Annotated in this window: 23 protein-coding genes and 5 tRNA genes; 10 read left to right on the plus strand and 18 right to left on the minus strand. The window is 69.1% G+C overall.

Going from position 1 to position 23,861, the window contains the following annotated elements:
- Window positions 1–18: 18 nt before the first annotated feature.
- From ACFVVM_RS33210 to ACFVVM_RS33220, 3 genes are all read right to left on the minus strand, one after another.
- On the minus strand, window positions 19–1,218 hold the full coding sequence (locus tag ACFVVM_RS33210; protein ID WP_387626440.1) for a Dyp-type peroxidase: 1,200 nt from the start codon (window positions 1,216–1,218) through the stop codon (window positions 19–21).
- Window positions 1,211–1,759, minus strand: coding sequence for a copper chaperone PCu(A)C (locus ACFVVM_RS33215; RefSeq protein ID WP_387626442.1), 549 nt, complete (start codon window positions 1,757–1,759; stop codon window positions 1,211–1,213). Before ACFVVM_RS33215 ends, ACFVVM_RS33210 begins: the two co-directional genes overlap by 8 nt.
- 94 nt (window positions 1,760–1,853) lie before the next feature.
- Window positions 1,854–2,405: a hypothetical protein gene (locus tag ACFVVM_RS33220; RefSeq protein WP_387626444.1), complete on the minus strand. Its 552-nt coding sequence runs from the start codon at window positions 2,403–2,405 to the stop codon at window positions 1,854–1,856.
- Between the two features lie 153 nt (window positions 2,406–2,558).
- Between ACFVVM_RS33220 and ACFVVM_RS33225 the strand changes: the two genes are divergently transcribed.
- Window positions 2,559–2,996: a DUF6069 family protein gene (locus tag ACFVVM_RS33225; protein ID WP_387626446.1), complete on the plus strand. Its 438-nt coding sequence runs from the start codon at window positions 2,559–2,561 to the stop codon at window positions 2,994–2,996.
- A 56-nt stretch (window positions 2,997–3,052) separates the two neighbouring features.
- On the opposite strand, the gene ACFVVM_RS33230 is transcribed toward ACFVVM_RS33225, so the two are convergent.
- A complete protein-coding gene (locus tag ACFVVM_RS33230) occupies window positions 3,053–3,817 on the minus strand; it encodes a polyprenol monophosphomannose synthase (protein WP_387626448.1) in 765 nt (254 codons plus the stop codon).
- A gap of 81 nt (window positions 3,818–3,898) precedes the next feature.
- The gene (locus ACFVVM_RS33235; protein ID WP_387626450.1) at window positions 3,899–4,582 is read right to left on the minus strand and encodes a GAP family protein; all 684 of its coding nucleotides are present in this window, start codon (window positions 4,580–4,582) and stop codon (window positions 3,899–3,901) included.
- A gap of 217 nt (window positions 4,583–4,799) precedes the next feature.
- On the opposite strand from ACFVVM_RS33235, the gene ACFVVM_RS33240 reads away from it, so the two are divergent.
- The 3 genes from ACFVVM_RS33240 to ACFVVM_RS33250 are packed head-to-tail and all read left to right on the plus strand — an operon-like array spanning window position 4,800 to window position 7,411.
- On the plus strand, window positions 4,800–5,117 hold the full coding sequence (locus ACFVVM_RS33240; protein ID WP_387626452.1) for a hypothetical protein: 318 nt from the start codon (window positions 4,800–4,802) through the stop codon (window positions 5,115–5,117).
- Window positions 5,117–6,382, plus strand: a complete 1,266-nt coding sequence (locus tag ACFVVM_RS33245) for a hypothetical protein (RefSeq protein WP_387626454.1) — start codon at window positions 5,117–5,119, stop codon at window positions 6,380–6,382. The genes ACFVVM_RS33240 and ACFVVM_RS33245 overlap by 1 nt, the downstream gene beginning before the upstream one ends.
- A 9-nt stretch (window positions 6,383–6,391) precedes the next feature.
- Window positions 6,392–7,411 carry a hypothetical protein gene (locus tag ACFVVM_RS33250; protein ID WP_387626456.1) on the plus strand — a complete coding sequence of 340 codons (1,020 nt, stop codon included), beginning with the start codon at window positions 6,392–6,394 and terminating at the stop codon, window positions 7,409–7,411.
- Window positions 7,412–7,464: 53 nt separating this feature from the next.
- On the opposite strand, the gene ACFVVM_RS33255 is transcribed toward ACFVVM_RS33250, so the two are convergent.
- The 5 genes from ACFVVM_RS33255 to ACFVVM_RS33275 all read right to left on the minus strand — a co-directional run bounded on the left by ACFVVM_RS33255 (window position 7,465) and on the right by ACFVVM_RS33275 (window position 8,671).
- A tRNA-Asp gene (locus ACFVVM_RS33255) sits at window positions 7,465–7,538 on the minus strand.
- 57 nt (window positions 7,539–7,595) lie between these two features.
- Window positions 7,596–7,672 (minus strand) — tRNA-Phe (locus ACFVVM_RS33260).
- Window positions 7,673–7,730: 58 nt separating this feature from the next.
- A tRNA-Asp gene (locus ACFVVM_RS33265) sits at window positions 7,731–7,804 on the minus strand.
- Between the two features lie 30 nt (window positions 7,805–7,834).
- Window positions 7,835–7,907, minus strand: a tRNA-Glu gene (locus tag ACFVVM_RS33270).
- 92 nt (window positions 7,908–7,999) lie between these two features.
- On the minus strand, window positions 8,000–8,671 hold the full coding sequence (locus tag ACFVVM_RS33275; RefSeq protein WP_387626458.1) for a TetR family transcriptional regulator: 672 nt from the start codon (window positions 8,669–8,671) through the stop codon (window positions 8,000–8,002).
- A gap of 717 nt (window positions 8,672–9,388) precedes the next feature.
- On the opposite strand from ACFVVM_RS33275, the gene ACFVVM_RS33280 reads away from it, so the two are divergent.
- From ACFVVM_RS33280 to ACFVVM_RS33290, 3 genes are all read left to right on the plus strand, one after another.
- A tRNA-Lys gene (locus ACFVVM_RS33280) sits at window positions 9,389–9,461 on the plus strand.
- 140 nt (window positions 9,462–9,601) lie between these two features.
- Window positions 9,602–10,195, plus strand: coding sequence for a DUF937 domain-containing protein (locus ACFVVM_RS33285; RefSeq protein ID WP_387626460.1), 594 nt, complete (start codon window positions 9,602–9,604; stop codon window positions 10,193–10,195).
- 230 nt (window positions 10,196–10,425) lie between these two features.
- On the plus strand, window positions 10,426–11,382 hold the full coding sequence (locus ACFVVM_RS33290; protein ID WP_387626462.1) for an acyl-ACP desaturase: 957 nt from the start codon (window positions 10,426–10,428) through the stop codon (window positions 11,380–11,382).
- A 71-nt stretch (window positions 11,383–11,453) separates the two neighbouring features.
- Here the strand turns inward: ACFVVM_RS33290 and ACFVVM_RS33295 are convergent, their stop codons facing one another.
- Both ACFVVM_RS33295 and ACFVVM_RS33300 read right to left on the minus strand, forming a co-directional pair.
- Window positions 11,454–12,044, minus strand: a complete 591-nt coding sequence (locus ACFVVM_RS33295) for a hypothetical protein (RefSeq protein ID WP_387626464.1) — start codon at window positions 12,042–12,044, stop codon at window positions 11,454–11,456.
- A gap of 182 nt (window positions 12,045–12,226) precedes the next feature.
- Window positions 12,227–13,438, minus strand: coding sequence for a lipase family protein (locus ACFVVM_RS33300; protein ID WP_387626465.1), 1,212 nt, complete (start codon window positions 13,436–13,438; stop codon window positions 12,227–12,229).
- Between the two features lie 72 nt (window positions 13,439–13,510).
- Between ACFVVM_RS33300 and dusB the strand changes: the two genes are divergently transcribed.
- From dusB to phoU, 3 genes are all read left to right on the plus strand, one after another.
- Complete coding sequence (gene dusB, locus ACFVVM_RS33305; protein ID WP_387626467.1) at window positions 13,511–14,674, plus strand: tRNA dihydrouridine synthase DusB; 1,164 nt, start codon at window positions 13,511–13,513, stop codon at window positions 14,672–14,674.
- A gap of 213 nt (window positions 14,675–14,887) precedes the next feature.
- The gene (locus ACFVVM_RS33310; protein ID WP_387626469.1) at window positions 14,888–16,894 is read left to right on the plus strand and encodes an LCP family protein; all 2,007 of its coding nucleotides are present in this window, start codon (window positions 14,888–14,890) and stop codon (window positions 16,892–16,894) included.
- A gap of 89 nt (window positions 16,895–16,983) precedes the next feature.
- The gene (gene phoU, locus ACFVVM_RS33315) at window positions 16,984–17,646 is read left to right on the plus strand and encodes a phosphate signaling complex protein PhoU (RefSeq protein WP_387626471.1); all 663 of its coding nucleotides are present in this window, start codon (window positions 16,984–16,986) and stop codon (window positions 17,644–17,646) included.
- Window positions 17,647–17,828: 182 nt separating this feature from the next.
- Here phoU and pstB read toward each other — a convergent pair whose 3' ends face one another.
- The 6 genes from pstB to ACFVVM_RS33345 form a co-directional block, all read right to left on the minus strand.
- On the minus strand, window positions 17,829–18,605 hold the full coding sequence (gene pstB, locus ACFVVM_RS33320; RefSeq protein WP_387626473.1) for a phosphate ABC transporter ATP-binding protein PstB: 777 nt from the start codon (window positions 18,603–18,605) through the stop codon (window positions 17,829–17,831).
- 19 nt (window positions 18,606–18,624) lie between these two features.
- Window positions 18,625–19,530 carry a phosphate ABC transporter permease PstA gene (pstA, locus tag ACFVVM_RS33325; protein WP_387626475.1) on the minus strand — a complete coding sequence of 302 codons (906 nt, stop codon included), beginning with the start codon at window positions 19,528–19,530 and terminating at the stop codon, window positions 18,625–18,627.
- On the minus strand, window positions 19,530–20,501 hold the full coding sequence (gene pstC, locus ACFVVM_RS33330) for a phosphate ABC transporter permease subunit PstC (RefSeq protein ID WP_387626477.1): 972 nt from the start codon (window positions 20,499–20,501) through the stop codon (window positions 19,530–19,532). The genes pstA and pstC overlap by 1 nt, the downstream gene beginning before the upstream one ends.
- Window positions 20,502–20,600: 99 nt before the next feature.
- Window positions 20,601–21,716: a phosphate ABC transporter substrate-binding protein PstS gene (gene pstS, locus ACFVVM_RS33335; RefSeq protein ID WP_387626479.1), complete on the minus strand. Its 1,116-nt coding sequence runs from the start codon at window positions 21,714–21,716 to the stop codon at window positions 20,601–20,603.
- Window positions 21,717–22,018: 302 nt separating this feature from the next.
- Window positions 22,019–22,927 (minus strand): mycothiol synthase, encoded by a 909-nt coding sequence (mshD, locus tag ACFVVM_RS33340; protein ID WP_387626481.1) that lies wholly within the window; start codon window positions 22,925–22,927, stop codon window positions 22,019–22,021.
- 38 nt (window positions 22,928–22,965) lie between these two features.
- Window positions 22,966–23,736, minus strand: coding sequence for a winged-helix domain-containing protein (locus ACFVVM_RS33345; RefSeq protein ID WP_387626483.1), 771 nt, complete (start codon window positions 23,734–23,736; stop codon window positions 22,966–22,968).
- Between the last annotated feature and the right edge of the window lie 125 nt (window positions 23,737–23,861).

Genomic DNA, 23,861 nt, shown 5'->3' on the forward strand with positions numbered 1-23,861 from the left:
GTGCCCGGCCGGATTCGGTCAGCTCTCGAACAACTGCTGCCCCAGGTACTCGCCCGGACCGGCGACGCCCGGTGGGATGGCGAAGACGGCCGAACCGACGGGCGTCGTCCACTCGTTCAGCGCGTCGACCTCCGCCAGCCGCTGCTGCACCGGCAGGAACTGGACGTCGATATCGCGCTGGTACGCGGCGAACAGCAGCCCCGAGTTCGACAGCTGCCCCGGACCCGGCGCGTCGTCGTAGTTGTACGCACGGCGCAGGAACCGTTCCCCATCATGGGTGTGCCTGGCCCGCGCCACGTGCGACGACGGCGGGATCACCGGGATCCCGAAGCGGTCGACCGCGGTCAGGTCGGGTTCGTCGAACTCGTCGACGCCGGTCAGCGGCGCACCCGAAGACACCCGGCGCCCGACGGTCAGTTCGCGACCGTCGGTGTCGAGCTCGTCCCAGGTGTCGAGGTCGATGGCGATGCGGCGCAGCACCAGCGAGGTGCCGCCCGCCAGCCACGGTGTCGACGCGCCCTCGTCCCACACCAGCCGATCGAAGTCGACCGAACCCGCCGCGATGTTGACCGTGCCGTCGACCTGACCCATCAGATTGCGCATGGTCCGGCCCTTCGGCTCGTCCCGGAACCCGCGCTGCACCCAGCGCACGGACACCAGCGAGCGGACGTGCTTGCACAGCACCCGCACCGCGTGCGCGACCGTGGTCGCCTCCTCGGCGCACACCTGCAGCAGCAGGTCCGCGCCGGTGTAGGCGGGTTCGAGCCGGTCGATCGGGAAGTCCGGCAGGGGCCGCAGCCAGGACGGCCGCAGCTGTGGCAGACCGGCGGCCGCGAACAGGCCGGGCCCGAACCCGACGGTGACGGTGAGCCGGGCCGGACGCGCCGCCAGCTCCGGTTCGGTGTCGGCGAGTGCGGGGGCACCCGTGGTGAGCCGGGCCGCGTCGTCGGTCCAGATCCGGAGCAGGCCGACGATGTCCGCGCGGTCCACGCCGGGGGCGAGATCGAATCCGACGAAGGCGACGTGCCCGGGCGGGGTGGTCTCGATGCCCGCCTGATGGGCACCGTGGAACGCGACGACGTCGAGCCCGTCGTCGCTGTCGAGCCGGGTGGCGCCCGCGGCGCCCCAGCCGATTCCGGCGGCACCCACCGCACCCGCCACCGCGGCTCCCCCGCCGAGCAATCGTCGCCGGGAGAGCCTGGGTAGTGGATCAGCCACCGTGCGCGGCGCTCTCGGGTTCGTAGTTCTCGTTCCCGCCCGCGAAATCGCGGACCTGCGCGGTGACGACGGTGCTCGAGCCGTCGGAGAAGGTCAGCGTGATCGAGGTTTCGGTGCCGGTGCGCAGCGGCTGCGTCAGACCCATGAACATCAGGTGCTCACCGCCGGGCTTCAGGGTCACCGCGCCGCGCGCCGGAATGACGATGCCGCCTGCCTTGGGGCGCATGGTCTTGGCGCCGGTGCTGTCGGGCACCACCTCGTGGATCTCCACCCGTTCCGAGGCCGGGCTGGCGGCGGCCACCAGGGTCACCGGCTCGTCACCGGCGTTGGCCAGCTCGCCGAAGGCGGCGGACATGCCGGAATCGGCCGCCTTGATCCACTGATCACTCATGCTCACCCGCTCACCCGCCGCGACCGGCGCGACGGATTCGGCGTCCGAACACGCGGTGGCGAAGACGGCGAGCACGGACAGGGCGGCCGAGGCGCCGAGGCGGCGCGCGAGCCGGGGTGAGCGCAGCTGGGTACGCGGGATCTGCGACATGGGAATACTCCGATCATCGGGTGTGGGGGAACCCGGACCGGCGGTGGACACGGCGAATCATCCGCCGGGACAGCGGAATTCGACGGCGTGCTGGTCAGGCCGGTGCGGGGTGGAACGTCTGCGCACCGCACCGGGGCGGTCCGCGCAGGCCGATCCCCGGCCGCAGGAGCAGTTGCCGCGCCACCGCGCGCTCCTCGGTGACCGGCAGTGCGACAAGACGATCGATCGGATTCGCGACGCCATCGAGCGCGTGCGCCCAGCGCCGCACGCTGGTGATCGCCCGGCGCAACCCCACCTCGGCGGCCCGGATCACGAGCGCGCCCGCCGGGATCGCCACCAGGTGGGCGAGCAGCATCGCGGCGGAGTAGGTGTACGTGTGCTGGGCATGGCCGAGCGAGAGCGCGGTGTGCCCGATGCCCTGGCCGAGCGCGAGCACCGCCATGGTCATCGCGGGCGTGTTTCCCCGCGGCAGGGCGGCGGCCACGACGCCGATCAGCGCGCAGGCGGCGAACAGCAGCGTCAGCGACGAACCGCCGGGGACGGCGTTCGCCCCGGCCAGCCCGTGCGCGAGGACGGCGACGGCACCGGAGGCAGCACCGATGGCGGCGCCGCGTAAGCGCGCGGTGTGATCCGTCGGTGAACGCACGCCGCCATGCTACGACGGCCTGTCGTATATCCGGCGACCAGGGACTGTGACCAGCGTCTCAGGAAAAGGTTGGGCCGGAACCGAATCCAGCGCTTGACCTAAATCATTGTTTAGGTTCGATGATGATCTCACCACCGAATGAGGGAGAACATCATGAGCACCATCACCGCATCCACCACCGCCCGTGCACTGCCCACGCTGACCCGGCCCGTCGCCGTACTGGGCGGCGTGGTCGCCGCCGTCGCGCTGAATCTGATCGTCTGGGGAATCGGCGCCGCCGCGGGCGGGTCGTTCACCGTCGTCGACGGGGAGACCGTCTCCGACGTGGCGCCCGGCGGCGTGATCCTGATGTCGGCCGTGCCGCTGCTGATCGGACTGACCATCGCGGTGCTGATCTCCTACAAGTGGACCGGTGTGCTGCGGGTGGCCGCGGTCGTCGGGTCGGTGCTGTCGATCCTGACCATCGGCGGAACGCTGTCCGCGGGCTTCGACACCGCCACCACCGTCGCCCTGTCGGTGATGCACGTGGTCCTGGTCCCGATCATGGTGATCGCACTGGAGGGCGTGCGGCGCAGCATCACCGCGCAGTGACCCCGGAAACGACCGAAGGCCCCGCCGGCATCCGGCGGGGCCTTCGTCGTGTCGTCCTAGACCGAGCGGCCGAACAGCAGCTTCCACGGCATCAGCGCCGACTCCAGCTGCACCTTCAGGCTCATCTTCGAGGCGCCCACGGTGCGCTCCTCGAAGCGGATCGGCACCTCGGCGATGGTGTAACCCCGCTTGATCGCGCGGTAGTTCATCTCCACCTGGAACGAGTAGCCGTTGCTGCGGATCGAGCCAACCTCGATCGCGCGCAGGGTGTCGGCCTTCCACGCCTTGAAACCGGCGGTCGCGTCCTTCACCCCGAGCCGCAGGATCAGGTTCACGTAGAAATTGGCCCAGGCCGAGAGCGCCTTGCGGTACCACTTCCACTCCTCGGCGGTCGAGCCACCGGGCACGTAGCGGGAGCCGAGCACCACGCCGACATCCTCGGAGCTGAGCTTGTCCAGCATCGCCGGGATCACCTCGGCCGGGTGCGAGAGGTCGGCGTCCATCTGGATCACCACGTCGGCGCCGTCTTCGAGGGCCTGGGTGATGCCCGCGATGTAGGCGCGACCGAGGCCGTCCTTCTCGGTGCGATGCAGGACACTCACCACGTTCGGCAGCTCGGCGGCCAGCTTGTCGGCCACCTCGCCCGTGCCGTCGGGTGAATTGTCGTCCACCACCAGCACGTGCAGATCGGACACCGGCAGTGCCGTCAGCCGCTCCACCGCCACCGGCAGATTTTCCCGCTCGTTGTAGGTCGGCACAACAACGGTAACCCTCAAGGGTCGCCCTCCCTGCTCACCTGGTAACGCCCGGCGTCCCACCATGTGGGCGCCGTGGCACGTCATCGATTCGTGATGACGGTACTCGATCCACCTGACGGGATCCTGAGCGGCCGGGCGGGCCACTCACCACAGGTCACCGCCGTGGACCAGCGCGTCCACCACGAGCACGACGCCGAACACCGCGAACAGCACCCGGATCGTCGGCGGACCGTAGCGGGTGACGCCCCGCACGAGCAGGCGATACACCCGGCGCGCCCGCGGGGTCTTGCGCAGGGCGAGCGCGAGCACGAGCAGCGGCACGAACAGGGCGATCGCGCAGTAGGCGGCCACGATCAACGGCCAGCCCACCGGCAGCGGCCGCTGCGCCGACAGCAATGCCAACGCCGCCAGATACGGCACCGAGGTCGGCATCTTCACCAGGCCGAGGGTGAACCCGACCACGCCCATCAGCCACGGATTCTCGCGCACCGGCCGCGTCCATCGACCACCGGTGGACACCGTCGTGTCGACCGGCAGCGCGGCGACCCCGAGCAGCACCAGCCCGATCAGCAGCTCACCCCAGTAGCGCAGGGTGGGCGTGAGCTCGAAGTCGAACAGCCGGACCAGGAAATCGATGCCGAGCACCGTGCAGATGCCGAAGGCGACGGAGACCACGAACACGCCCGCGAGCAGGCTGAGTCCACCGACCACCGGCGATCGCCGAGCCAGCCTGCTGTCCGCGACCACGGCGGTGGTGATCGCCACCAGCAGGACGTCGATCGCGTCCAACAGCGCGAAGCCGAACAGCGCGAGCAGCAGGGAACCCATGACCCGAGTGACCCTACCCGGCGGTCACCACAGCGGACCCCCGCGCGTCGGGTGCTCGGCGGCACCGGCGGCAGACATAGCGCAAGCCTATGGCCGCGACCGACCCGCACACCCGCTGGCCAGCGAAAAGTCCTGCTCTCCCCCACAACCGCGCCGTGATGGTTACGCTTTTCGTGCCGGGATTGTGGGCACCCGCGATCGTGAAGGGGAAGACATCATGGCAGAAATGTCATTCGACCCGTCAGCGCTCGACGCTTATCAGCGTGCGGCAGCAAGGGTTTCGGAACTACTCGGTACGGCGGCCATCGACACGACGACCGCGGCCGGGGTCGATCTGTCGGGGCTGGGCGTACTCGGACGCGAGTTCGCCGCGGCCTGGGCGCAGGCCGCGGGCGAGCACGCGTCGACATTGAGCACGGCGGGCAATCTCGTCACCGCCTACCAGGACATCCTGAACCGCTTCGGCGCCGACGTCACCGGGATCGACACCGGTGTCGCGGACGCGCTGGCCGCGGCCGAGAGCGAGGTGGCCTGATGGCCCGATCACTGGTCACCGAGACCACGCTGAGCACGATCACCCCGGCCGAGGCCGAGGCCAAGATCGCGCCGGTGGTCGCGCTGCTCGAGGTGCCCCTGCTGGAGCTGCGTAAATCGCTCGGCACCAACACCTCCGCCGATCCCGATCCCACGGTCGTGGCCGCGCTGACCTCGGCGTCGAACGCGACCACCGCGACCGAGGACCCGCACCGGCTCGGGCTGCACGCCCTCGAGTCGACCGAGACCGCCGCCCCCGCGACACCCGCCCTGCGCCGCACCGCCACCGAGGTGTCGGCGGCGGCCGATCGCGGCCAGCGGCTGAGCACCCTGCTCGGCCAAGCACATTCGACCCAGGCGAGCGCGGCCGCGAAGGTCGACGCGATCATCGCCGACTTCCGCGCCAAGGCCAAGGCCGCCGCACCCGCGGTGAACGGCAACAACCTGGACGCGATCGTGGCGCTGGCCGAGGAGGCCATCTCCGAGGCCGTCGGCGTGGTCGGCACCGCCAGCACCGACATGGACCAGTACACCCGCGACACCAGGGGCCTCACCAGCGATCTCGGCGGGACCAACGGCGTCACCGTGCCGCCAGGCGCCACCGAGGTCGCCCCGGGGGTCTACGTGCTCGGCCGGGGTGGCAGCGACACCTACAGCAACAACCTGAACACGACCACCACCACCGGCGATCCCGCCACCGACGCGCAGATCGCGCTGCAGAAGGCGCTGATCAGCGGTGGTGTCTCCCTCGGCACCGCCGCCATCGACGCCGGGGTCGAGTTCGGCACGCACCTGATCGACAAGATCGCCGAGGTCGCCATGCACGGCATCGACACCGGCGCCGACCTGGCCTCCACCGGGATCGACACGCTCGCCGCGGGTGTCACCGGCGCGGAGAACGGCGCGACCGCCCCGGCCGCGACCACACCCGGCACCACCACGCCACCGGCCACCAACGGCGGCGGACCCTTCGCCGGACTCGGTGGCCCGACCACCGGTGGCGGCGCCTCGCCCAAGCCGGAACCGGCGGCCCCATCGACCCCGTCGGCCCCGGCGAATCCGGCCCCGGCCGCCCAGGCGCCGAGAGTCGAACAGCCGCAACCGGCGCCGAGCGCGCCGTTCCAGGCACCCACCCAGCAGCAGCCGCCCGCGGTCCAGGGCGGGGTGATTCCCCCCGCGGCCCGCCCGCAGCAGGACCAGGAGACCGAGCGGCCGTCGACACCACCGCGGCACGGTCAACCGGGAGTCGTCCCGGCGAACGCGTAAGGCGGCGGAATGGACAATCCCTTCGGGGCCTATTTCTCGTCGCCGGACGACGCGTCACCGTCTCGCCGCCGCCCGAAGGGCAAGCGGCGCAGGCGGCGGCGCGAGGCCGAACCGCAGACGATCGGCACGAATCCGGAGGTCTGGCCGCCACCGGAACCGGAGCCCTTCGACAATCAGACCCGTCCGCTGCCCGCGCCTCCCCCGCCGGTCTACCGCAATCCCGACGACGACGGCTTCACCGGCGACTGGAACGACTGGAACGACGACACCCCGGTCGCCGAGCCGGCCACGCGCGGTGACGATGTCGACTGGAACGACTGGGCCACGGCCACCGCCACCGAGCAGAGCGGTGACCGCGTGGAGATGCCGGTGCTGCCGCGGCTCAAGGACTTCGGCGGCGGCGGGCCGATCGCGCGCAGGCCGCGCAAGACCTACGACGACGAGCGCTACGACGACCCGCACAGCCGGACCAAGTCCGCGGCCGCGGTGAAGGGCATCGTCGGCGCGCTCGTGTTCGTCGTCGCGCTCGGCCTGGCCGCCAACATCTTCCTCGGACCCGGCGACGAGGCCGTGGAGGCGAAGCAGGCCGTCGTACCCGGTTCCCGCACAACGGCTTCCATCACGCCCCCGCTGCCCGACCACGCCCTCACCGGCTGCGAGGAGTTCCGCGGCGACTCCATCACCATCAGCGCCGAACGCGGCGACACCGCGACCCCGCAGGGCGCCATCCTCGGCTTCGAATACAGCTACTACGTCGACCGCGACGCCGCCAAGGCCCGCACCTACGTCACCGACGACGCCCACGTCGGCGACGAAGCCGCCCTCGCCGCCGGCATCGAGACCTTCCCCCTCGGCGTCAAGTACTGCATCCACATCACCCGCGGCGACTCCGCCGACCCCTCCATCTGGCACGTCACCGTCCACCAGCAGTGGCCCGGCGACTCCGCCGTCGAGAAGATCCACCAGACCATGCGCACCGCCGAAGTCGTCGACGGCCGCTACCGCATCACCCGCATCGAGCACCGCTGACCCCGGAAACGCGAAAGCCCCCTCAACCGAACGGTGAGGGGACTTCCACTGTGCGACCCTGACGGGACTCGAACCCGCGACCTCCGCCGTGACAGGGCGGCGCGCTAACCAACTGCGCTACAGGGCCTTGCTGGGTGCTGGGCACCAGCACGCGAAAAGACCAGCCGAAAGGCTGGTCTTTTTGTGGTGGCCAGGGCCGGGATCGAACCGGCGACCTTCCGCTTTTCAGGCGGACGCTCGTACCAACTGAGCTACCTGGCCGCAGGCACCCGTACTGAATGCCATACGCGAAGCGCCGGATTGCTCCGGCGCTTACTTGCGACCCTGACGGGACTCGAACCCGCGACCTCCGCCGTGACAGGGCGGCGCGCTAACCAACTGCGCCACAGGGCCTTGCTGTACTGCTACACAGTCCGAAGACTGTACCCCCTACGGGATTCGAACCCGCGCTACCGCCTTGAAAGGGCGGCGTCCTAGGCCGCTAGACGAAGGGGGCTCGTCCCGGATCTCTCCGGACCGGCTTTCAACGTTTCCGTTGGGAGCTCGCATAGCTTATGACAGGTGTGCGCACTCTTCCAAATCGGCTGGTCACGCACCCAAACCGAGGTCATCGAGCTGGGCTTGGGCGCGCCAGCCGTCGGTGCGGAAGCTCTGGATCCACAGCGGCGTCGCCATCGCCTCCACGATCACCTCGAGCACCTCGGCGAAGCGGGCGCGCAGATCCGCGGCCGAGCCGTTGGCGATCGGGTCGACCAGATAGCGCTGACCCGCCAGCGCCGCCGACAGGGTGCGGGTGAAGCGGTCGGGATCGGCGTCGACGCGCAGCTGGCCGTGCTCGATCGCGCGCACCGCGAGCACGCGGGTGGCCCGGCCGACGATGCGCCCGCCGCCGTTGCCCGCGTCCCGATGGAAGTCGGGCTCGATCACCAGCCGGTACTCCGCCTGCACGATGGTGTCGTGCTCGAGCCGGAGCGCGATCTCATCGACCATCCCGTGCAGCACGTCGAGCGGACCGAGGTCGGTGCGCGCCAGCCAGCGTTCCGCGCAGAGGCGATAGCGCTCCACCGCGGTCTCGAGCACCGCGCGCGCCAGATCCTCCTTGGAATCGAAGTGGAAGTACATCGCCCCCTTGGTCGCGCGCGAGCCCTCCAGAATCCGGTTGAGCGATGCCGCGGCATATCCGCTCTTCCCGAACTCGACGGCCGCGGATTTGATGATCGCCGCGCGTGTCCGGCGCGCCCGCTCTTGTTGCCGTGCCATGCTCGAAACGCCTCCGAACCTTCTCGCCGCCATCGATCAACGACCGACCGGTGGCGCGAATAGTGGTTTCAACTGGGCCGGTACCCCACCGGCCGGTTGCCCTGCGAGAACCGCCTCCTCCTGCGGCGACTACCCCTTTGCCGAGAGTTCGCGCACCCTTCACGAGCACCCCGGCACTACGAACTCTCGATGAATTCCGCGACGCCGCACTCGGCACCGGTGCGTCGGAATGCGCAGCACCGGTGATTGTTCCGAAATTCACCAGGCGATCACCGTACCCGCATTCCAGACCCGACATGCGGCAAATGAAGCACCTATCCGAACATCCGGCGCGGTTATCCAATCCAGCAAACGGGGCGCAACCGAAATGGTTACATCGGCTACGAATTCCCCACTCGCACAGCCCGGTTGACCGGCCGGCGCGTCCCCCGCCGACGGCCGCCGAGGTTCGCCGAACGGTCGCGAGACCGGCGCCCGGATCGGACCACCTCATCTGCCACACATCCCTGCTCGTCGAAAGCTGTTGCAATACAACAGTATTCGATAGCACGCCGAAACGGGAAGCGTGAACACCGGTGGGCACCAGCTGTTTACCGGCAATCGTGGCCGCCACCGGCTTCGTTACCGGAGCTGCCAGGGTCCACCCACCCCGCGACAGCCCACGGTCGAGACCACTATTCGGCCCGGCGGGGAGGCGTCCGCTAGACTCCCCTCCGCGCCCCTTTAGCTCAGTTGGTAGAGCTGGTGACTTTTAATCACTAGGTCGTAGGTTCGAGTCCTACAGGGGGCACCGAGCAGGCCACGTGACCAGCCTCACGTGGCGACGCGCCACCGGCAGACGCAGCCGAAACCCCCGGATTCCGCATCGATTCACCTACCCTGAGCGCGACCCGGGCACTCACCGGGCATTACCTCTATCAGGTGGAGCCGATGACTTCCTTCGATGATTTGCTCTCCCAAGTGCCGATCGCCCAGATCGCCGACTCACTCGGCGTCGATCAGGCGACGGCCACCACCGCCGTGCAGGCCGCGCTGCCGACCCTGCTCGGCGGCCTGCAGGCCAACGCGGCCCAGCCGCAGGGCGCGGCCTCCCTGCTCGGCGCGCTCGACAACCACGGCGGTCTCGTCGAGGGCAGCGGCTCGGTCGATCTGGGCCAGGTGGACGTCGCCGACGGCGCGAAGATCGTCGACAACGTCTTCGGCGACGAGAAGAACACGGTGATCAGCGCTCTCGGCGCCACCGAGAGCACCGGCGGCAACGACCTGGTCGCCAAACTGCTGCCGATCCTGGCCCCGATCGTGCTCGCCTACCTGGCCAAGCAGCTCACCGGTGGCGGCGCCGCCGCACCCGCGCCGCAGGCCCAGCCGCAGTCCTCGGGCGGTCTCGGCGATCTGCTGGGCGGGCTGCTCGGCGGCAGCAGCAACAGCGGCGGCATCGGCGGCGCGATCGGCGAGGCACTGTCGAAGAACGCGGGCGGGGCGCTGGGCAGCGTCCTCGGCGGCCTGCTCGGCGGCAAGCGCTGAGAGTTTCCGCGCGTCACCGCTAACACCGCGCGGCCCGCAGCGATAGTCCCTACGCTGCGGGCCGAACGCCTAGACTCGTCAGCAAGACCTAGCGGCTTGTTCCGACGTTGTGGCGTTGCTCAACTTCGCCGGAAATCCGCTCCGTTGCGTTTCGCATCACACCTACGGTGCCGTAAGGTATGGCCGCATCGCGACGTACGACCGCAAGCACGACAGCGAAGGGTTTTTACATGGCAAGGGATCTGACTCAACTCGAACTACTCACCGAGTTGGAGCCGGTTGCCGAAGAAAACGTCAACCGGCACCTGTCACTGGCCAAGGAATGGCATCCGCACGACTACGTCCCGTGGGACGAGGGGCGTAACTTCGCCGCCATGGGCGGCATCGATTGGGATCCCGAGCAGTCCAAGCTCAACGAGGTCGCCAAGGCGGCCATGATCACCAATCTGCTCACCGAGGACAATCTGCCGTCCTACCACCGCGAGATCGCCGAGAATTTCTCCCAGGACGGCGCCTGGGGCACCTGGGTCGGTCGCTGGACCGCCGAGGAGAACCGGCACGGCATCGTGATGCGCGATTACCTGGTCGTCACCCGCGGCGTGGATCCGGTGGCGCTCGAAGAGGCGCGCATGATCCACATGACCAACGGGTTCGCCTCCCCCGCCGAGGTCGACGCGGGCTTCCTGCACTCGGTCGCGTACGTGACCTTCCAGGAGCTGGCCACCCGGGTCAGCCACCGCAACACCGGCAAGGTCTGCGACGACCCGATCGCCGATCGCATGCTGCAGCGCGTCGCCGCCGACGAGAACCTGCACATGATCTTCTACCGCAACCTCTGCGGCGCGGCGCTGGACCTGTCCCCCGATCAGGCGATCGAAGCCATCTCGCTGATCGTGGAGAACTTCCAGATGCCCGGCGCCGGAATGCCGAACTTCCGCCGCAACGGCGTGCTGATGGCCAAGCACGGCATCTACGATCTGCGCCAGCACCTCGAAGAGGTCGTGCAGCCGGTGCTCAAGAAGTGGAACGTCTTCGAGCGCACCGACTTCACCGCCCGCGGTGAGGCCACCCGCGAGCGGCTGGCCGGCTTCCTGGAGAAGCTGGGCCAGGACGTGCTCAAGTTCGAGGAGCAGCGCGACCGCAGCCTCGCCCGCGAGGCCAAGCGGCGCGAGATGGCCTCCGTCTAGTTCCGACGACCTCGTTCCGACGACAAAGCGCCGCCCACCGGATTCCGGTGGGCGGCGCTGTCGTCTGCGGGCTACTTGATCGGCAGCGCGCCCTCACCGTTGCCGACATCGGTGATCTTCCAGTCCTGGCCCGCGTCGACGGTGATGTTGTAGGTCACCGTGTTGCGCAGGCCGTCGGGGTTCTGCGCGTTGGTGGTGCTCACGTCGACGAACGCGGCCACCTGGTAGGCATCGCCCTCCTGCGACAGAACCTTCGCGGTGATCGGGGTCGCCGAGGAGGTCCACTTGAGCGGGATGATGATCTGCTCGAGCTTGGCGCCGGTGGCCTCGAACTTGGCCGAGAGCTCGGGCGAGGTGCCCGCCTTGAGCTCGGCCACCCAGGCGTTGACGTCCTGGTAGTTCAGCGTCGCCGAGCCGACCGCGTAGTCGAGGGCGATCTGCTCGGCCTTCGCGTTGTCGGCGGCCTGCGCCTCGGTGTCGGAGATCTGCCCGCGGGCCGAACCGAGCAGCACGCCGAGCACGATGGCGATGATCGCGAGTACCGCGATCGCGGCGCCGCCGATGAGCGACGAGACCCGCACCGCGACCGTGCCCTGCTGGGCGGTGGCCGGTGCGGCGGTGGTCTTCGTCAGGTCGGTGGCGTCGTCGTTGGGTTCGGCCATGGGTGGTCTTCTCCGATTACGTGGGGACAGCGCACCGCCGGAGGCGACGGTGCCAGCAGTCACAGGTTACTGAGCTGCGGACCCTCGTTCGCGCACCGCCGAGCGGATGCTGCGGCGTTGCTCACATTCCCCACCGCACAATGATGCTGTAACCATGCGAAACAGGTAGTGGGCGATATCGATCACATCTGATCGTCGAAGCGCTCGGCCAACCAGGACAGCAGGGGTTCGGCATCGGTGTGCAGCACGCCGAAGTGCGGGCTGATCGGATTGGGCGCGGTCTCCGGGTAGGTCACGTAGGTGATCCGGTCGGCGCCGTTGATCGCCCGCAGTTCGTCGACCAGCGCGGTCGTGCCCGCCGGGTTCACCCGCTGATCGTCGAGACCCTGCACGATCCGCACCGGCACCCCGATCGCCAGCGCGGGCTGGGTGGCCGCGAGCCGCTCGACGAGCTTGCGGAAGTCCGGCCCGGTGACGGCCTCGGGTCGCACGATCTCGGTGCCCTTGATGCCGCCCCACGAATCCGGCTCGCTCAACCCCACCCGGCAGCGCGACTCGGTGTCCCGCACATAGAGCTCGTAGGCCCGGTCGGTGAGGAAGGCGCGCGGATCGATGCTCGGATCGGCGCTCACCGCCCCGGTGACGAACAGCGGATGGAAGGCGAAGCCCTCGTGCGTCACCGGAGCCAGCAGACTCGCCTCGAACCCGGCCGCGATCTGGCTGGCCGGCGCGGTGGCCACCACGCCGGTCAATTCGAGCTCCGGCGTCCAGGTCGGGGCGTGGTGGGCGGCGAACAGCGCGGCCTGACCGCCCTGGGAGTGGCCGAAGGTCGCCACCCGCGCCGAGATCTCCGGATGCAGGGCGCGCGCGGCCCGCACGATGTCGAGAATGCCGCGGGCTTCGGACTCGCCGAGCAGATACGGGTGCGGACCCGGTGTGCCGAGGCCCTCGTAATCGGTCATCACCACGGCGTAGCCCGCGCGCAGCAGGGCGTTGAGGACCGGTTGCGGGTCGGCGTTGAACGGGTGCGCCGGCGAGTCGGCGGTGTCGCGCGAGGGCGCGCACAGATCGGCCGAACCCAGCGTGCCGTGCGCCCAGCTCACCACCGGGTAGCCGGTCGGTGGGGCGGGGGTCTTGGGCAGGGCGATGATGCCGGAAACAGCGGTCGGTTCGCCGTGGACGGTCTCGGAGAGATAGAGCACGCGCTCGTTCACACCCGCGTCGACCAGGGCGGCCACCCCGGTCAGCGGCGCCGACCAGATCGGGGCGCCGTGCTCGCCCGCGGGCAGCGGTTGCGGCGGAAGGTAGAACGCCTCGCCGGTCGGCGCGTCGCCCGCCGCGAACACCGTCGCCGCGGCGGCGACCGCTCCACGTGCGCTGGTCGAATCGCTCATCTGCGGCGTCCTCTTCTCTGTGTGACCGGTCGCACCCGGGTATTTTCGGCCGCGACCTCGTCGAATGAGACAATGGTGTGCGTGACCATCACGATGCCCCAGGCTCCCACGGCACTGCGGATCGGGCCGTACGCGGTCGATCCGCCGGTCGTGCTCGCACCCATGGCGGGCATCACCAATCAGGCCTTTCGGAAGCTGTGCCGGGAGTTCGGCAGCGCCACATCCATTTACGTCTGCGAGATGATCACCGCCCGCGCGGTGGTCGAGCGCAACGAGAAGACGCTGCACATGATGTCGTTCGACGCCGACGAGCACCCCCGCTCGATGCAGCTCTACGGTGTCGACCCCAAGACCCTCGGCGAGGCGGTGCGCATCATCGTCGGCGAGGGCTGGGCCGACCACATCGACCTCAACCTCGGCTGCCCGGTCCGCAAGGTGACCCGGCTCGGCGGCGGCTCCGCGCTGCCCTACAAGCGCAGGCTGTTCGCCAACATCGTCCGCGAGATGGTGTCCGCGGCCGAACCGGCCGGTGTTCCGGTGACCTTCAAGTTCCGCATCGGCATCGACGACGACCACCACACCTACCTCGACACCGGCCGCATCGCCGAGGCCGAGGGCGCGGCCGCCGTGGCGCTGCACGCGCGCACCGCGGCCCAGCTGTACTCGGGCGCGGCCGACTGGTCGGCCATCGCCCGGCTCAAGGAAGCCGTCACCACCATCCCCGTGCTCGGCAACGGTGACATCTTCACCGCCGACGACGCCCTGCGGATGATGACCGAGACCGGCTGCGACGGCGTCGTCGTCGGCCGCGGCTGCCTGGGCCGCCCCTGGCTGTTCGCCGAGCTCAGCGCCGCCCTGCGCGGCGAACCGATCCCCGACGGGCCGACGCTGGGCCGGGTCGGTGAGATCCTGCTGCGCCACGCCACCCTGCTCACCGAGCACGACGGCGAGGACAAGGCCATGCGCGACATCCGCAAGCACATGGCCTGGTACCTGATGGGCTTCCCGGTGGGCTCCCAGCTGCGCCGCAGCTTCGCCACGGTCTCGCGGCTGTCCCAGATCGAGGACCTCGTCGGCCAACTCGACCCGACCGTGCCCTTCCCCGTCGACGCCCTCGGCCCGCGCGGTCGCCAGGGCTCGCCGCAGACCAAGGTCGTGCTGCCCGAGGGCTGGCTCGACGATCCGGAGGACGACACCGTCCCCACCGCCGCCGATGTGATGCACAGCGGCGGCTGAGCCCGTCCACTGCGCCATCCGCCGCCTCGCCGACGGCGGACGTTTCGGTGCCGGTCAGAGCGTCGCAACGAGATCGTCAGCGAATCTACTGTGCACAGGAGTGGCCACTCGTGGCGGAATCGTTATCATTGCGGACATCGTTCGAGTCCGATTCGCGTCGGAGCCGGACGATGACGCGCATGCTGCGGCAGCTAGTAGAAGTGAGGTTCGTTGGTGGGTGACGATCGGCGCGGGCGTACGCCCCGGTCCGGAGGTCGCGCCCCCTGGGAGCGCTATCCGACGGCCGAGCCCACCGAGCAGCCGGAGACCGGATCACGGCGTTCCCGGCACGCGGACTCCGCACAGGACCCCAACGCCGCCCCGCTGACCGTGCAGGACCTCGTCGACCGGGTCGACAGCGAACGGATCAAACGCCCCCGCCGCGCCAAGAGCCCCGAGCCGGACGCAGGCTCCCGCGCTGGCCGCCGGGCCCGCGAGCAGGCCCCCCGTCCCACCCCGCGACCCGAGGTCGCCCCCTCCCCGGTCATCGACGACATCGCCGGCCGGGCCCCCTCCCCCGCCGACCGCACCGCGACCACCGCGCTGCCCGTCAGCGGCCACGATCCCGATCCGGTCACCGACATCCTGCCCGCGATCACCGACACCACCGCACCGCCCAAGCGCGCCAAGCCGGTCAAGACCGCGTCCGCCGCACCGCCTCGGCGTCCCGACGCCGACGGCCGCCGCCGCAAGCAGGCGCGGATGGTGGGCCGGGTCTCGCTCACCTTCATCGCGGTACTGGCGCTGGTCGTCACCGGTGGTGGTTGGAGTTATCTGCGCGCCACCGGCAATGCCTTCACCCAGGTCTCGGCCCTCGACGGCACCACCGAGGATGTCCTCGACGGCGACATGCAGCTCGGTGACGAGAACTACCTGATCGTCGGCACCGACACCAGGGCGGGCGCCAATGCCGAGGTGGGCGCCGGTTCCACCGACGACGCCGAGGGCGCGCGTGCCGACACTGTGATGTTGGTCCACATTCCGAAGAACCGCTCGCGCGTGGTCGTCGTGTCCTTCCCCCGCGATCTCGACGTCACCCGGCCGCAGTGTGCGGGCTGGGACAACGAGAAGGCCGCGTACACCGACCAGATGGTTCCCTCGTTCATCGGCGACAAACTCAACGCGGTGTACGCCAGCGGCGGCCCGCGATGCCTGGTCGACGTCGTCCGCAAGATGTCGGGCCTCAACATCGGCCACTTCATCGGCATCGACTTCGCCGGTTTCGAGGCGATGGTCGACCAGATCGGCGATGTCGAGGTGTGCTCGACCAAGCCGATCATCGACGGCGTGCTCGGCACCGTGCTGGAAACCTCGGGCAAGCAGCGGGTCAACGGCAAGACAGCGCTCAACTACGTGCGCGCCAGACATGTGGTCGGCGAGGAACGCAGTGACTACGACCGGATCAACCGGCAGCAGCGCTTCCTCGCCTCGCTGCTGCGCAGCACGCTGTCGAGCCGGGTGCTCTTCGATCCGGGCACGCTCAACGGCTTCATCCAGGAGTTCACCAAACACACCTTCGTCGACAAAGTGACCCCGCAGGACCTGCTGCTGCTCGGCCGTTCGCTGCAGAAGATGGACGCGGGCGCGGTCACCTTCCTGACCATCCCCACCGCGGGCACCACCAACTACGGCAACGAGATCCCCCGCGAGACCGACATCAAGGCCATCTTCCGCGCGGTCATCGACGATCAGCCGCTGCCCGGCGAGACCAAGGCCCCCGAGGTCACCAGCTCCAGCACGAGCCCGGCACCTGCGCCGCCCACGCAGTACGCGGTGTCGCCGAGCACGATGTCGCTGCTCGTCTCCAATGGCTCGATGCAGTCGGGCGCGGCCTACGCCGCGGCGACCCGGCTCGGCAACCAGGGCTTCCAGATCTACAGCACCGGCAATTACGCGGGCGGAACCTCCGAGTCGTCGAAGGTCCGCTTCGCGGCCGGTCACGAGGCCGAGGCCGCGACGGTGGCCAGCACCATCCGTGGCGCGCGCCTGGAGCAGGCCGACGAACTCGGCAGCATCGTCGAGGTGGTGCTCGGCACCGATTTCGACGGCGTCGTGCGCCCCGCGACCGAGATCGGCGAGCCGCTGCCGAACGTGCCGATCGGCGAACCGCACAGCGCCGGGCCCATCGCGCTGCCCTCCGACCTCGAGCACATGAACGCCGCGGACGACACCTGCCAGTAGCAACCGCCCTGAGCTGCCACGACACTGCCATGCGGCATTAACCCGGCGTTGGGTGACAGGGGTCGGGGTACCCACTAGGGTCTGCAATCATGCGTGTCATCTACAACGAGCAAATGGCCGATCTCGCCAACCTCCTGGGCGAGATGGCCGGTCTCGCTGGTCAGGCCATGGAACAGGCCACTCAGTCGCTGCTGCAGGCCGACCTCGCCCTGGCCGAGCAGGTCATCGGTGAGCAGGATCGGATCTCGGTGATGATCAGCGAGGCCGAGGAGAAGGCCTTCGCGCTGCTCGCGCTCCAGGCGCCCGTCGCGGGCGACCTGCGCCAGGTGGTGAGCGCGATCCAGATCGTCAACGACGTGAACCGGATGGGCGCGCTGGCCCTGCACGTCGCCAAGGTGACCCGCCGCCGCCATCCCGCCCACGCCCTGCCCGAGTCGGTGAACGGCTACTTCGCCGAGATGGGCCGGATCGCGGTGAGCATGGGCGCGGGCGCCAAGGAGGTGCTCGAGACCCGCGATCCCGAGCGCGCCGCCCAGCTCAACCAGGACGACGAGGCGATGGACGATCTCCACCGCCACCTGTTCACCCTCCTGATGGACCGCGACTGGCAGTACGGCGTGGCCCCCGCGGTCGACGTCACCCTGCTCGGCCGCTACTACGAACGCTTCGCCGACCACGCCGTCGAGATCGGCCGCCGGGTGATCTTCCTTGTCACCGGCGTCCTGCCCGGCGACGAAGATCTGGAGAACTGACGCACACACACAAAAAGGCCCGTGCATTGCACGGGCCTTTTGTCTGCTCGCTCACTGATCTCGCACGAACATGGGTAATCACCGGGTACGAGCGACCCCACCCACAGCCGCTGTCTTGCCGCCAACGCAAACCTCCCCGCGCCTCAGTCTGGCCTGAAGTCGCGGGGAGGCGGGACAGCTTCTTACCCGAAGCGGCCGGAGATGTAGTCCTCCGTGGCGCGCTGGGTGGGGTTGGAGAAGATCTTCTCGGTGTCGTCGATCTCGATCAGCTTGCCGGGCTTGCCCTGTGCCTCGAGATTGAAGAAACCGGTCTGGTCGCTCACGCGCGCGGCCTGCTGCATGTTGTGGGTGACGATGACGATCGTGAACTCTTTCTTGAGCTCGGTGATCAGGTCCTCGATCGCCAGGGTGGAGATCGGGTCGAGTGCCGAACAGGGCTCGTCCATCAGCAGCACGTCGGGCGAGACCGCGATGGCGCGGGCGATGCACAGACGCTGCTGCTGACCACCGGACAGACCGCCACCCGGCTTGTCGAGGCGGTCCTTGACCTCGTTCCAGAGGTTGGCGCCCTTGAGCGAGCGCTCGGCGACCTCGTCGAGTTCCTTCTTGTTGCGCACGCCCTGCAGCTTGAGCCCGGCCACCACGTTGTCCTTGATCGACATGGTGGGGAACGGGTTCGGGCGCTGGAACACCATGCCGATGGTGCGGCGCACGCCCACCGGGTCGATGGCCGCGCCGTAGATGTCCTCGCCGTCGAGCAGCACCGCGCCCTCGACGCGAGCGTTCGGGGTCACCTCGTGCATGCGGTTGAGCGAACGCAGCACGGTGGACTTACCGCAACCGGAGGGACCGATGAAGGCGGTGACACTGCGCGGCAGCACGGTCAGTTCCACGTTCGACACGGCATGGAAGCTGCCGTAATAGATGTTGAGATCTTTGACGTCGATCCGCTTGGCCATGGGAGTATTCCGTTCGCTTCTATCGGTTCCGGGTGAGCAGCTTGTTGACGCCGGCCGCGGCCAGGTACAGCAACGCGATGAGCAGGATCAGCGTGAGCGCCGCACCCCAGACTCGTTCGCGGCCTGCGGCTTCGGGGTTGGCCAGCTCCTGGTAGATCAGCAGCGGCAGCGAGGCCATGTTGCCGTCGAAGATGTTCTGGTTGATCGACTTGCTGTAGCCGACGAGCACCAGCACCGGTGCGGTCTCACCCATCACGCGGGCGACCGAGAGCAGGATGCCGCTGATCATGCCGGGCGCCGCGGTGGGGATCACGATGCGCAGGATGGTCTTCCACTTGGGCACGCCGAGCGCGTAGGAGGCCTCGCGCAACTCGTCGGGCACCAGTTTGAGCATTTCCTCGGTGCTGCGCACCACCACGGGCAGCATCAGCAGCACCAGCGCGAGGGAGACCGCGAAGGAGCTCTGCGGCATGCCGAAGGTGGCGATCCACAGCGCGAAGATGAACAGCGCGGCCACGATCGAGGGCACACCGGCGAGGATGTCGACCATGAAGGTGGTGACCTTGGCCAGCCGGCCGCGTCCGTATTCGACCAGGTAGACCGCGGCCATCACGCCCAGCGGCACCGCGATCACCGAGGCGACCAGCGCCTGCACGATGGTGCCGTAGATGGCGTGGTACACACCGCCACCGGTCTGCTCGGGCAGGATGCCCTTCTGCGAGTTGAACCACCAGTCGGCCGACACGATGGCCACGAAGCCCTTGCTGATCACCAGCCAGAGCACCCACACCAGCGGGATCAGCGCGATGGCGAAGCAGAGGGTGACCAACCCGGTGGCGATGTTGTTGCGAATGCGCCTGCCGGTGCTGACGTCGCGGAACGTCGGCGCCTTGACCGGCTTGTCGAGGGTCGTTGTGCTGGTCATCAGCCGTTCACCTTTCCGCCGGAGGCCAGGCGGGCCAGCGCGTTGACCACGAAGGTCAGCGCGAAGAGGACGAAGCCCGCGGCGATGTAGGCGCCGGTCGGCAGCGGCGAGCTGAATTCCGAGGCGGCCGAGGCGATCTTGGACGCGAAGGTGTAGCCACCGTCGAACAGCGACCACTCGCCCGCCACCGTCGCGGTGCGCAGCACGACGAGGACCGCGATGGTCTCACCGAGGGCGCGACCGAGCCCGAGCATCGACCCGGCGATGACACCGCTGCGGCCGTAGGGCAGCACGGTCATCCGCACGACCTCCCACTTGGTCGCGCCGAGCGCCTGCGCCGCCTCGATGTGCTCGCGCGGGGTGAGCGCGAACACCTCGCGGGCCACCGAGGTGATGATCGGCAGGATCATCACCGCCAGCACGACGCCCGCGGTGAAGATGGTGCCGCCGCCCGCGATCGAGACGTTGCCGTCGTCGAACAGGAAGAACCAGCCGAGCTTGTCGTTGAGGAACTGCTGCACCGGCGCGATCTGCGGCGCCAGCACCAGAAAGCCCCACAGGCCGAACACGATCGAGGGCACCGCGGCCAGCAGGTCGATCAGCATGGTGAACGGCTTGCCGAGGCGCGAGGGCGCGTAGTGGGTGAGGAACAGCGCGATGCCGACGCCGATCGGCACCGCGACGATGAGCGCGAACACCGAGCTCAGCACCGTGACCATGAACAGGTCCCTGATGCCGAAGCGCAGGTTGTCCGCGTCACCGGTGGAGAATTCGGTGCTGGTGAAGAAGTTGGCCTCGTTGGCCATGAGCGAGGGGACCGCGCGGATCAGCAGGAACAACGCGATCAACGCGATGGAGGCGACGATCGTCGCACCCGCCGCGGTGGCCAGCCACCGGAAGATCGTCTCGGCGTTCAGACGGCCGCCACGACCCGTCTCGGGGGTCTTGTCGGTTTTCGGTTCGGTCGGCATAGTCGCAGTATCTCCGGCCGCCCGCGGGCTCGTCGAATTCGACGAGCCCGCTGCGGTCACCTCGGGGTGCATGGTCATGGCCTTGGAGTCACTCGGCGATCAGGAGATGGCGTCGATCGCGGTGGTGAGCTTGGTCTTGAACGCCTCGGGCAGCGGCACGTAGCCTGCCTCGGTCAGACCTTCCTGGCCGTTGGTGACGGCCGAGGTCAGGAACGCCTTGACGGCCTTGCTGGTGTCGGCGTCGGCGTACTTCGAGCAGACGACCTCGTAGGTGGCCATGACGATCGGGTACGAACCCGCGGTGGTCGGGTTGTAGAACGAGCTGACGTCGAGGACCAGGTCGTTGCCCTCGCCCTTGACCTTCACACCGTCGATGGCCGCGGCGGCGGACTCGGCGGTCAGCTCGACGGCGTCGGGGCCCGCGGAGGTGATGATCTGCGCGATGGACAGGTTCTGCGCCTTGGCGAAGGACCACTCGTTGTAGGTGATCGAGTTCTTGGTGCTGGCGATCGCGGCCGAGGTGCCCTCGTTGCCCTTGGCACCCTCACCGACACCGCCGTTGAAGGACTTGCCGCCGCCCTTGCCCCAGGCGCCGTCGGAGGCCGCGTCGAGGTAGAGCTGGAAGTTGTCGGTGGTGCCCGACTCGTCGGAGCGGAAGATCACGGCGATCTTCTCGGCGGGCAGCGTGGCGTTCGGGTTGAGCGCCTTGATCTCCGGGGCGTCCCAGGTGGCGACGGAGCCGTTGAACACCTTGGCGGCGGTCGGGCCATCGAGGACCAGGTCGGTCACGCCGTCGATGTTGTAGGTGATGGCGATCGGGCCGAAGACGGTCGGCAGGTTCCAGGCCGGGGCGCCACAGCGGTCGGCGGCCTTGGTGGTCTCGCCCTTGGATTCGCTCAGCGGCGAGTCGGAGCCACCGAAATCGGTCTGGCTGCCGATGAACTCGTTGATGCCCGCGCCGGAGCCGCTCGAGGTGTAGTTCAGGGTGTAGCCGTCGCAGTTGTTCTCGTAGGCGGCGACGAAGCGCTCCACGGCGTTCTTCTGCGAGGAGGCGCCCGAGGCCTTGAGCGCCTTCTTGCCACCGCAGTCGACGCTGGTGTTGGCCGCGGTGCCCGCGCCGCCACTGGCGGTGTTGTCATCGCTGCCACAGGCGGCCAGGGTCATGGCGCCCGCGGCGAAGACGCCGACCAGGGCACTGGTGCGCTTGAAGTTCACTTTTCCTCCGACGAAACTGGGGGTGACTCGCTCGGTCCCTCACCGGCCCGGGCGAGTTGGGTGGTGCGCAGCGCGAGTCGACGCGTGCGCGCAGGCGGCGAGGAGTGCCGCCCAGAAGTAACGTAAGGTCGCCCGGTTGACAGTTGGCCCGACGTGGGTTAACGGAGAATGAACAGCCCGGCGCGATTGGGGCGGTGTATGTGACGTTTGCCCCAGTTTTACTCGAAAGTAGCCGGTCAGCGGCACACCGTTCAACGATGCCGGGCCGCGGGCGCGGGGTGTGAGGTGCCTCGCACCGGCACTCAGGGCAGCGCGTACGCCACGTCGATGTGGGCCGGGGCGAACCCCAGCCGGGTGTAGGTGTGTACCGCGGCCTTGTTGTCGGCCTCGGTGTAGAGCAACACCTCGGACAATCCGGTGTCGCGCAGGTACCGGAGGCCGGCCAGGGTCAGCAGTCGGCCCAGGCCACGACCCTGCGCCGCCGGATCGATGCCGACCACGTACACCTCGCCGGCCGGTGCGGCGTCGGGATGCGCCTTGGTCCAGTGAAAGCCCAGCAAGCGGGTCGGGTCGGCGGCGTCGAAGGCGAGGAAGAGCCCGTTCGGGTCGAACCAGGACTCCTCGCGGCGCGCCGCGATGTCGCGCTCGGTCCAGCCACCCTGTTCGGGATGCCAGGAGAAGGCGGCGTTGTTGACCCGCAGCAGTTCGGCGTCGTCGGCGGGGCCGGCGTAGGTGCGCAGGACCAGACCGTCGGGCACGGTCAGTTCCGGTAGCTCCGGGGTTGCCAGTGAGCGGCGCATCTGCCACAGCTCCCTGGCCGTGACCAGGCCGAGTCCCGCCGCGAGCGCCTTGGCGGCGGGCAGGTCGCCGTGGGCCCATACCCGGGCACCCGGTCCACCTTCTGCCAGCGCGGTCCGGACCAGCTCGGTGCCGACACCGGCACCCCTGACACCCGGATCGACGGCGACCTCGGCCATCGCGGGATGTTCCTCGTGCGCGGCGACGAGATTCGCGTACCCGACCAGCTCGCCCGCCTGTTCGGCGAGCAGATGCCTGGTCGACGGGTCGGCCTCGGCCAGCGAGAGCACCGCCTGCTCGGAGACCGGTGCGACGCCATCGGCGGCGCGGGCGCGGTCGAGCAGCGCGCGGACCTGCGCCGTTGCCGCCGGTTCGACCAGCTCGGTCCAGGTCAGGGTTGCTGCGTCCGGCATCAGCCGTCCTCCTCGATCCGCGCGCTCGTCGGCCGCGACTACTGCTGGGGTGCGGTGCCGTTGACCGGGGTCAGCGGCGCGTCCTCGCCGTCGGTCTCGTCGTCGGCGAAGGTCACCACCTCGCCCTTGGCCGCGGCCGTCCTGGCCGGGCGCACCGCCTTGTACCCCACATTGCGCACGGTGCCGATCAGCGATTCGTACTCGCTGCCCAGTTTGGCGCGCAGGCGCCGCACGTGCACGTCGACGGTGCGGGTGCCGCCGAAGAAGTCGTAGCCCCACACCTCCTGCAGCAGCTGGGCGCGGGTGAACACCCGGCCTGCGTGCTGGGCGAGGTACTTGAGCAGCTCGAATTCCTTGTAGGTGAGGTCGAGCGGGCGTCCGCGCAGCCGCGCGGTGTAGGTGCCCTCGTCGATCACCAGCTCACCCAGGGTGATCTTGCCCGTGTTCTCCGGGCTGGCCACGCCGCCGTTGCGGCCGACGAGCAGCCGCAGCCGGGCGTCCAGCTCGGCCGGGCCGGTGCCGGGCAGCAGGATGTCGTCCAGGCCCCAGTCCGCGTTCACCGCGACCAGACCGCCCTCGGTCAGCACGGCCACGACCGGCACCGAGGAACCGGTGCTGCCGAGCAGCCTGCACAGGCCGCGCGCGGCCGCCAGGTCGGTTCTGGCGTCGACCAGCGCGACATCCGCGCTGCCCGCCTCCAGCAGGGACGACACCTCGGTCGGCGCGGGCCGGACGTTGTGCGCGAGCAGCGACAACGACGGCAGCACCGAATCCGGGTTGGGGTCGGAGGTCAGTAGGAGCAGCTCCACCGGGCTCTCCTCCTATCTCGTGGCTCCGCGGACGACAGCAGCCGCGTAGCTACGTCGCCGAAACACAGGTAAGTCGTGTGCAACATTAGCCCCTAAGAAGGCATGACCTCGCAACATGGGGGTGT

Origin of the sequence: Nocardia sp. NPDC058176 (assembly GCF_042883805.1) — a bacterium.
Classification (GTDB): domain Bacteria; phylum Actinomycetota; class Actinomycetes; order Mycobacteriales; family Mycobacteriaceae; genus Nocardia.

Bases quoted from the DNA above. Each gene is read 5' to 3' on its own strand.
- ACFVVM_RS33215 (WP_387626442.1), bottom strand. From the start codon at position 1,759: ATGTCGCAGATCCCGCGTACCCAGCTGCGCTCACCCCGGCTCGCGCGC.
- ACFVVM_RS33225 (WP_387626446.1), top strand. From the start codon at position 2,559: ATGAGCACCATCACCGCATCCACCACCGCCCGTGCACTGCCCACGCTG.
- ACFVVM_RS33230 (WP_387626448.1), bottom strand. From the start codon at position 3,817: ATGGTGGGACGCCGGGCGTTACCAGGTGAGCAGGGAGGGCGACCCTTG.
- ACFVVM_RS33235 (WP_387626450.1), bottom strand. From the start codon at position 4,582: ATGGGTTCCCTGCTGCTCGCGCTGTTCGGCTTCGCGCTGTTGGACGCG.
- ACFVVM_RS33240 (WP_387626452.1), top strand. From the start codon at position 4,800: ATGGCAGAAATGTCATTCGACCCGTCAGCGCTCGACGCTTATCAGCGT.
- ACFVVM_RS33245 (WP_387626454.1), top strand. From the start codon at position 5,117: ATGGCCCGATCACTGGTCACCGAGACCACGCTGAGCACGATCACCCCG.
- ACFVVM_RS33250 (WP_387626456.1), top strand. From the start codon at position 6,392: ATGGACAATCCCTTCGGGGCCTATTTCTCGTCGCCGGACGACGCGTCA.
- ACFVVM_RS33275 (WP_387626458.1), bottom strand. From the start codon at position 8,671: ATGGCACGGCAACAAGAGCGGGCGCGCCGGACACGCGCGGCGATCATC.
- ACFVVM_RS33285 (WP_387626460.1), top strand. From the start codon at position 9,602: ATGACTTCCTTCGATGATTTGCTCTCCCAAGTGCCGATCGCCCAGATC.
- ACFVVM_RS33290 (WP_387626462.1), top strand. From the start codon at position 10,426: ATGGCAAGGGATCTGACTCAACTCGAACTACTCACCGAGTTGGAGCCG.
- ACFVVM_RS33295 (WP_387626464.1), bottom strand. From the start codon at position 12,044: ATGGCCGAACCCAACGACGACGCCACCGACCTGACGAAGACCACCGCC.
- ACFVVM_RS33300 (WP_387626465.1), bottom strand. From the start codon at position 13,438: ATGAGCGATTCGACCAGCGCACGTGGAGCGGTCGCCGCCGCGGCGACG.
- dusB (WP_387626467.1), top strand. From the start codon at position 13,511: ATGGTGTGCGTGACCATCACGATGCCCCAGGCTCCCACGGCACTGCGG.
- phoU (WP_387626471.1), top strand. From the start codon at position 16,984: ATGCGTGTCATCTACAACGAGCAAATGGCCGATCTCGCCAACCTCCTG.
- pstB (WP_387626473.1), bottom strand. From the start codon at position 18,605: ATGGCCAAGCGGATCGACGTCAAAGATCTCAACATCTATTACGGCAGC.
- pstA (WP_387626475.1), bottom strand. From the start codon at position 19,530: ATGACCAGCACAACGACCCTCGACAAGCCGGTCAAGGCGCCGACGTTC.
- pstC (WP_387626477.1), bottom strand. From the start codon at position 20,501: ATGCCGACCGAACCGAAAACCGACAAGACCCCCGAGACGGGTCGTGGC.
- mshD (WP_387626481.1), bottom strand. From the start codon at position 22,927: ATGCCGGACGCAGCAACCCTGACCTGGACCGAGCTGGTCGAACCGGCG.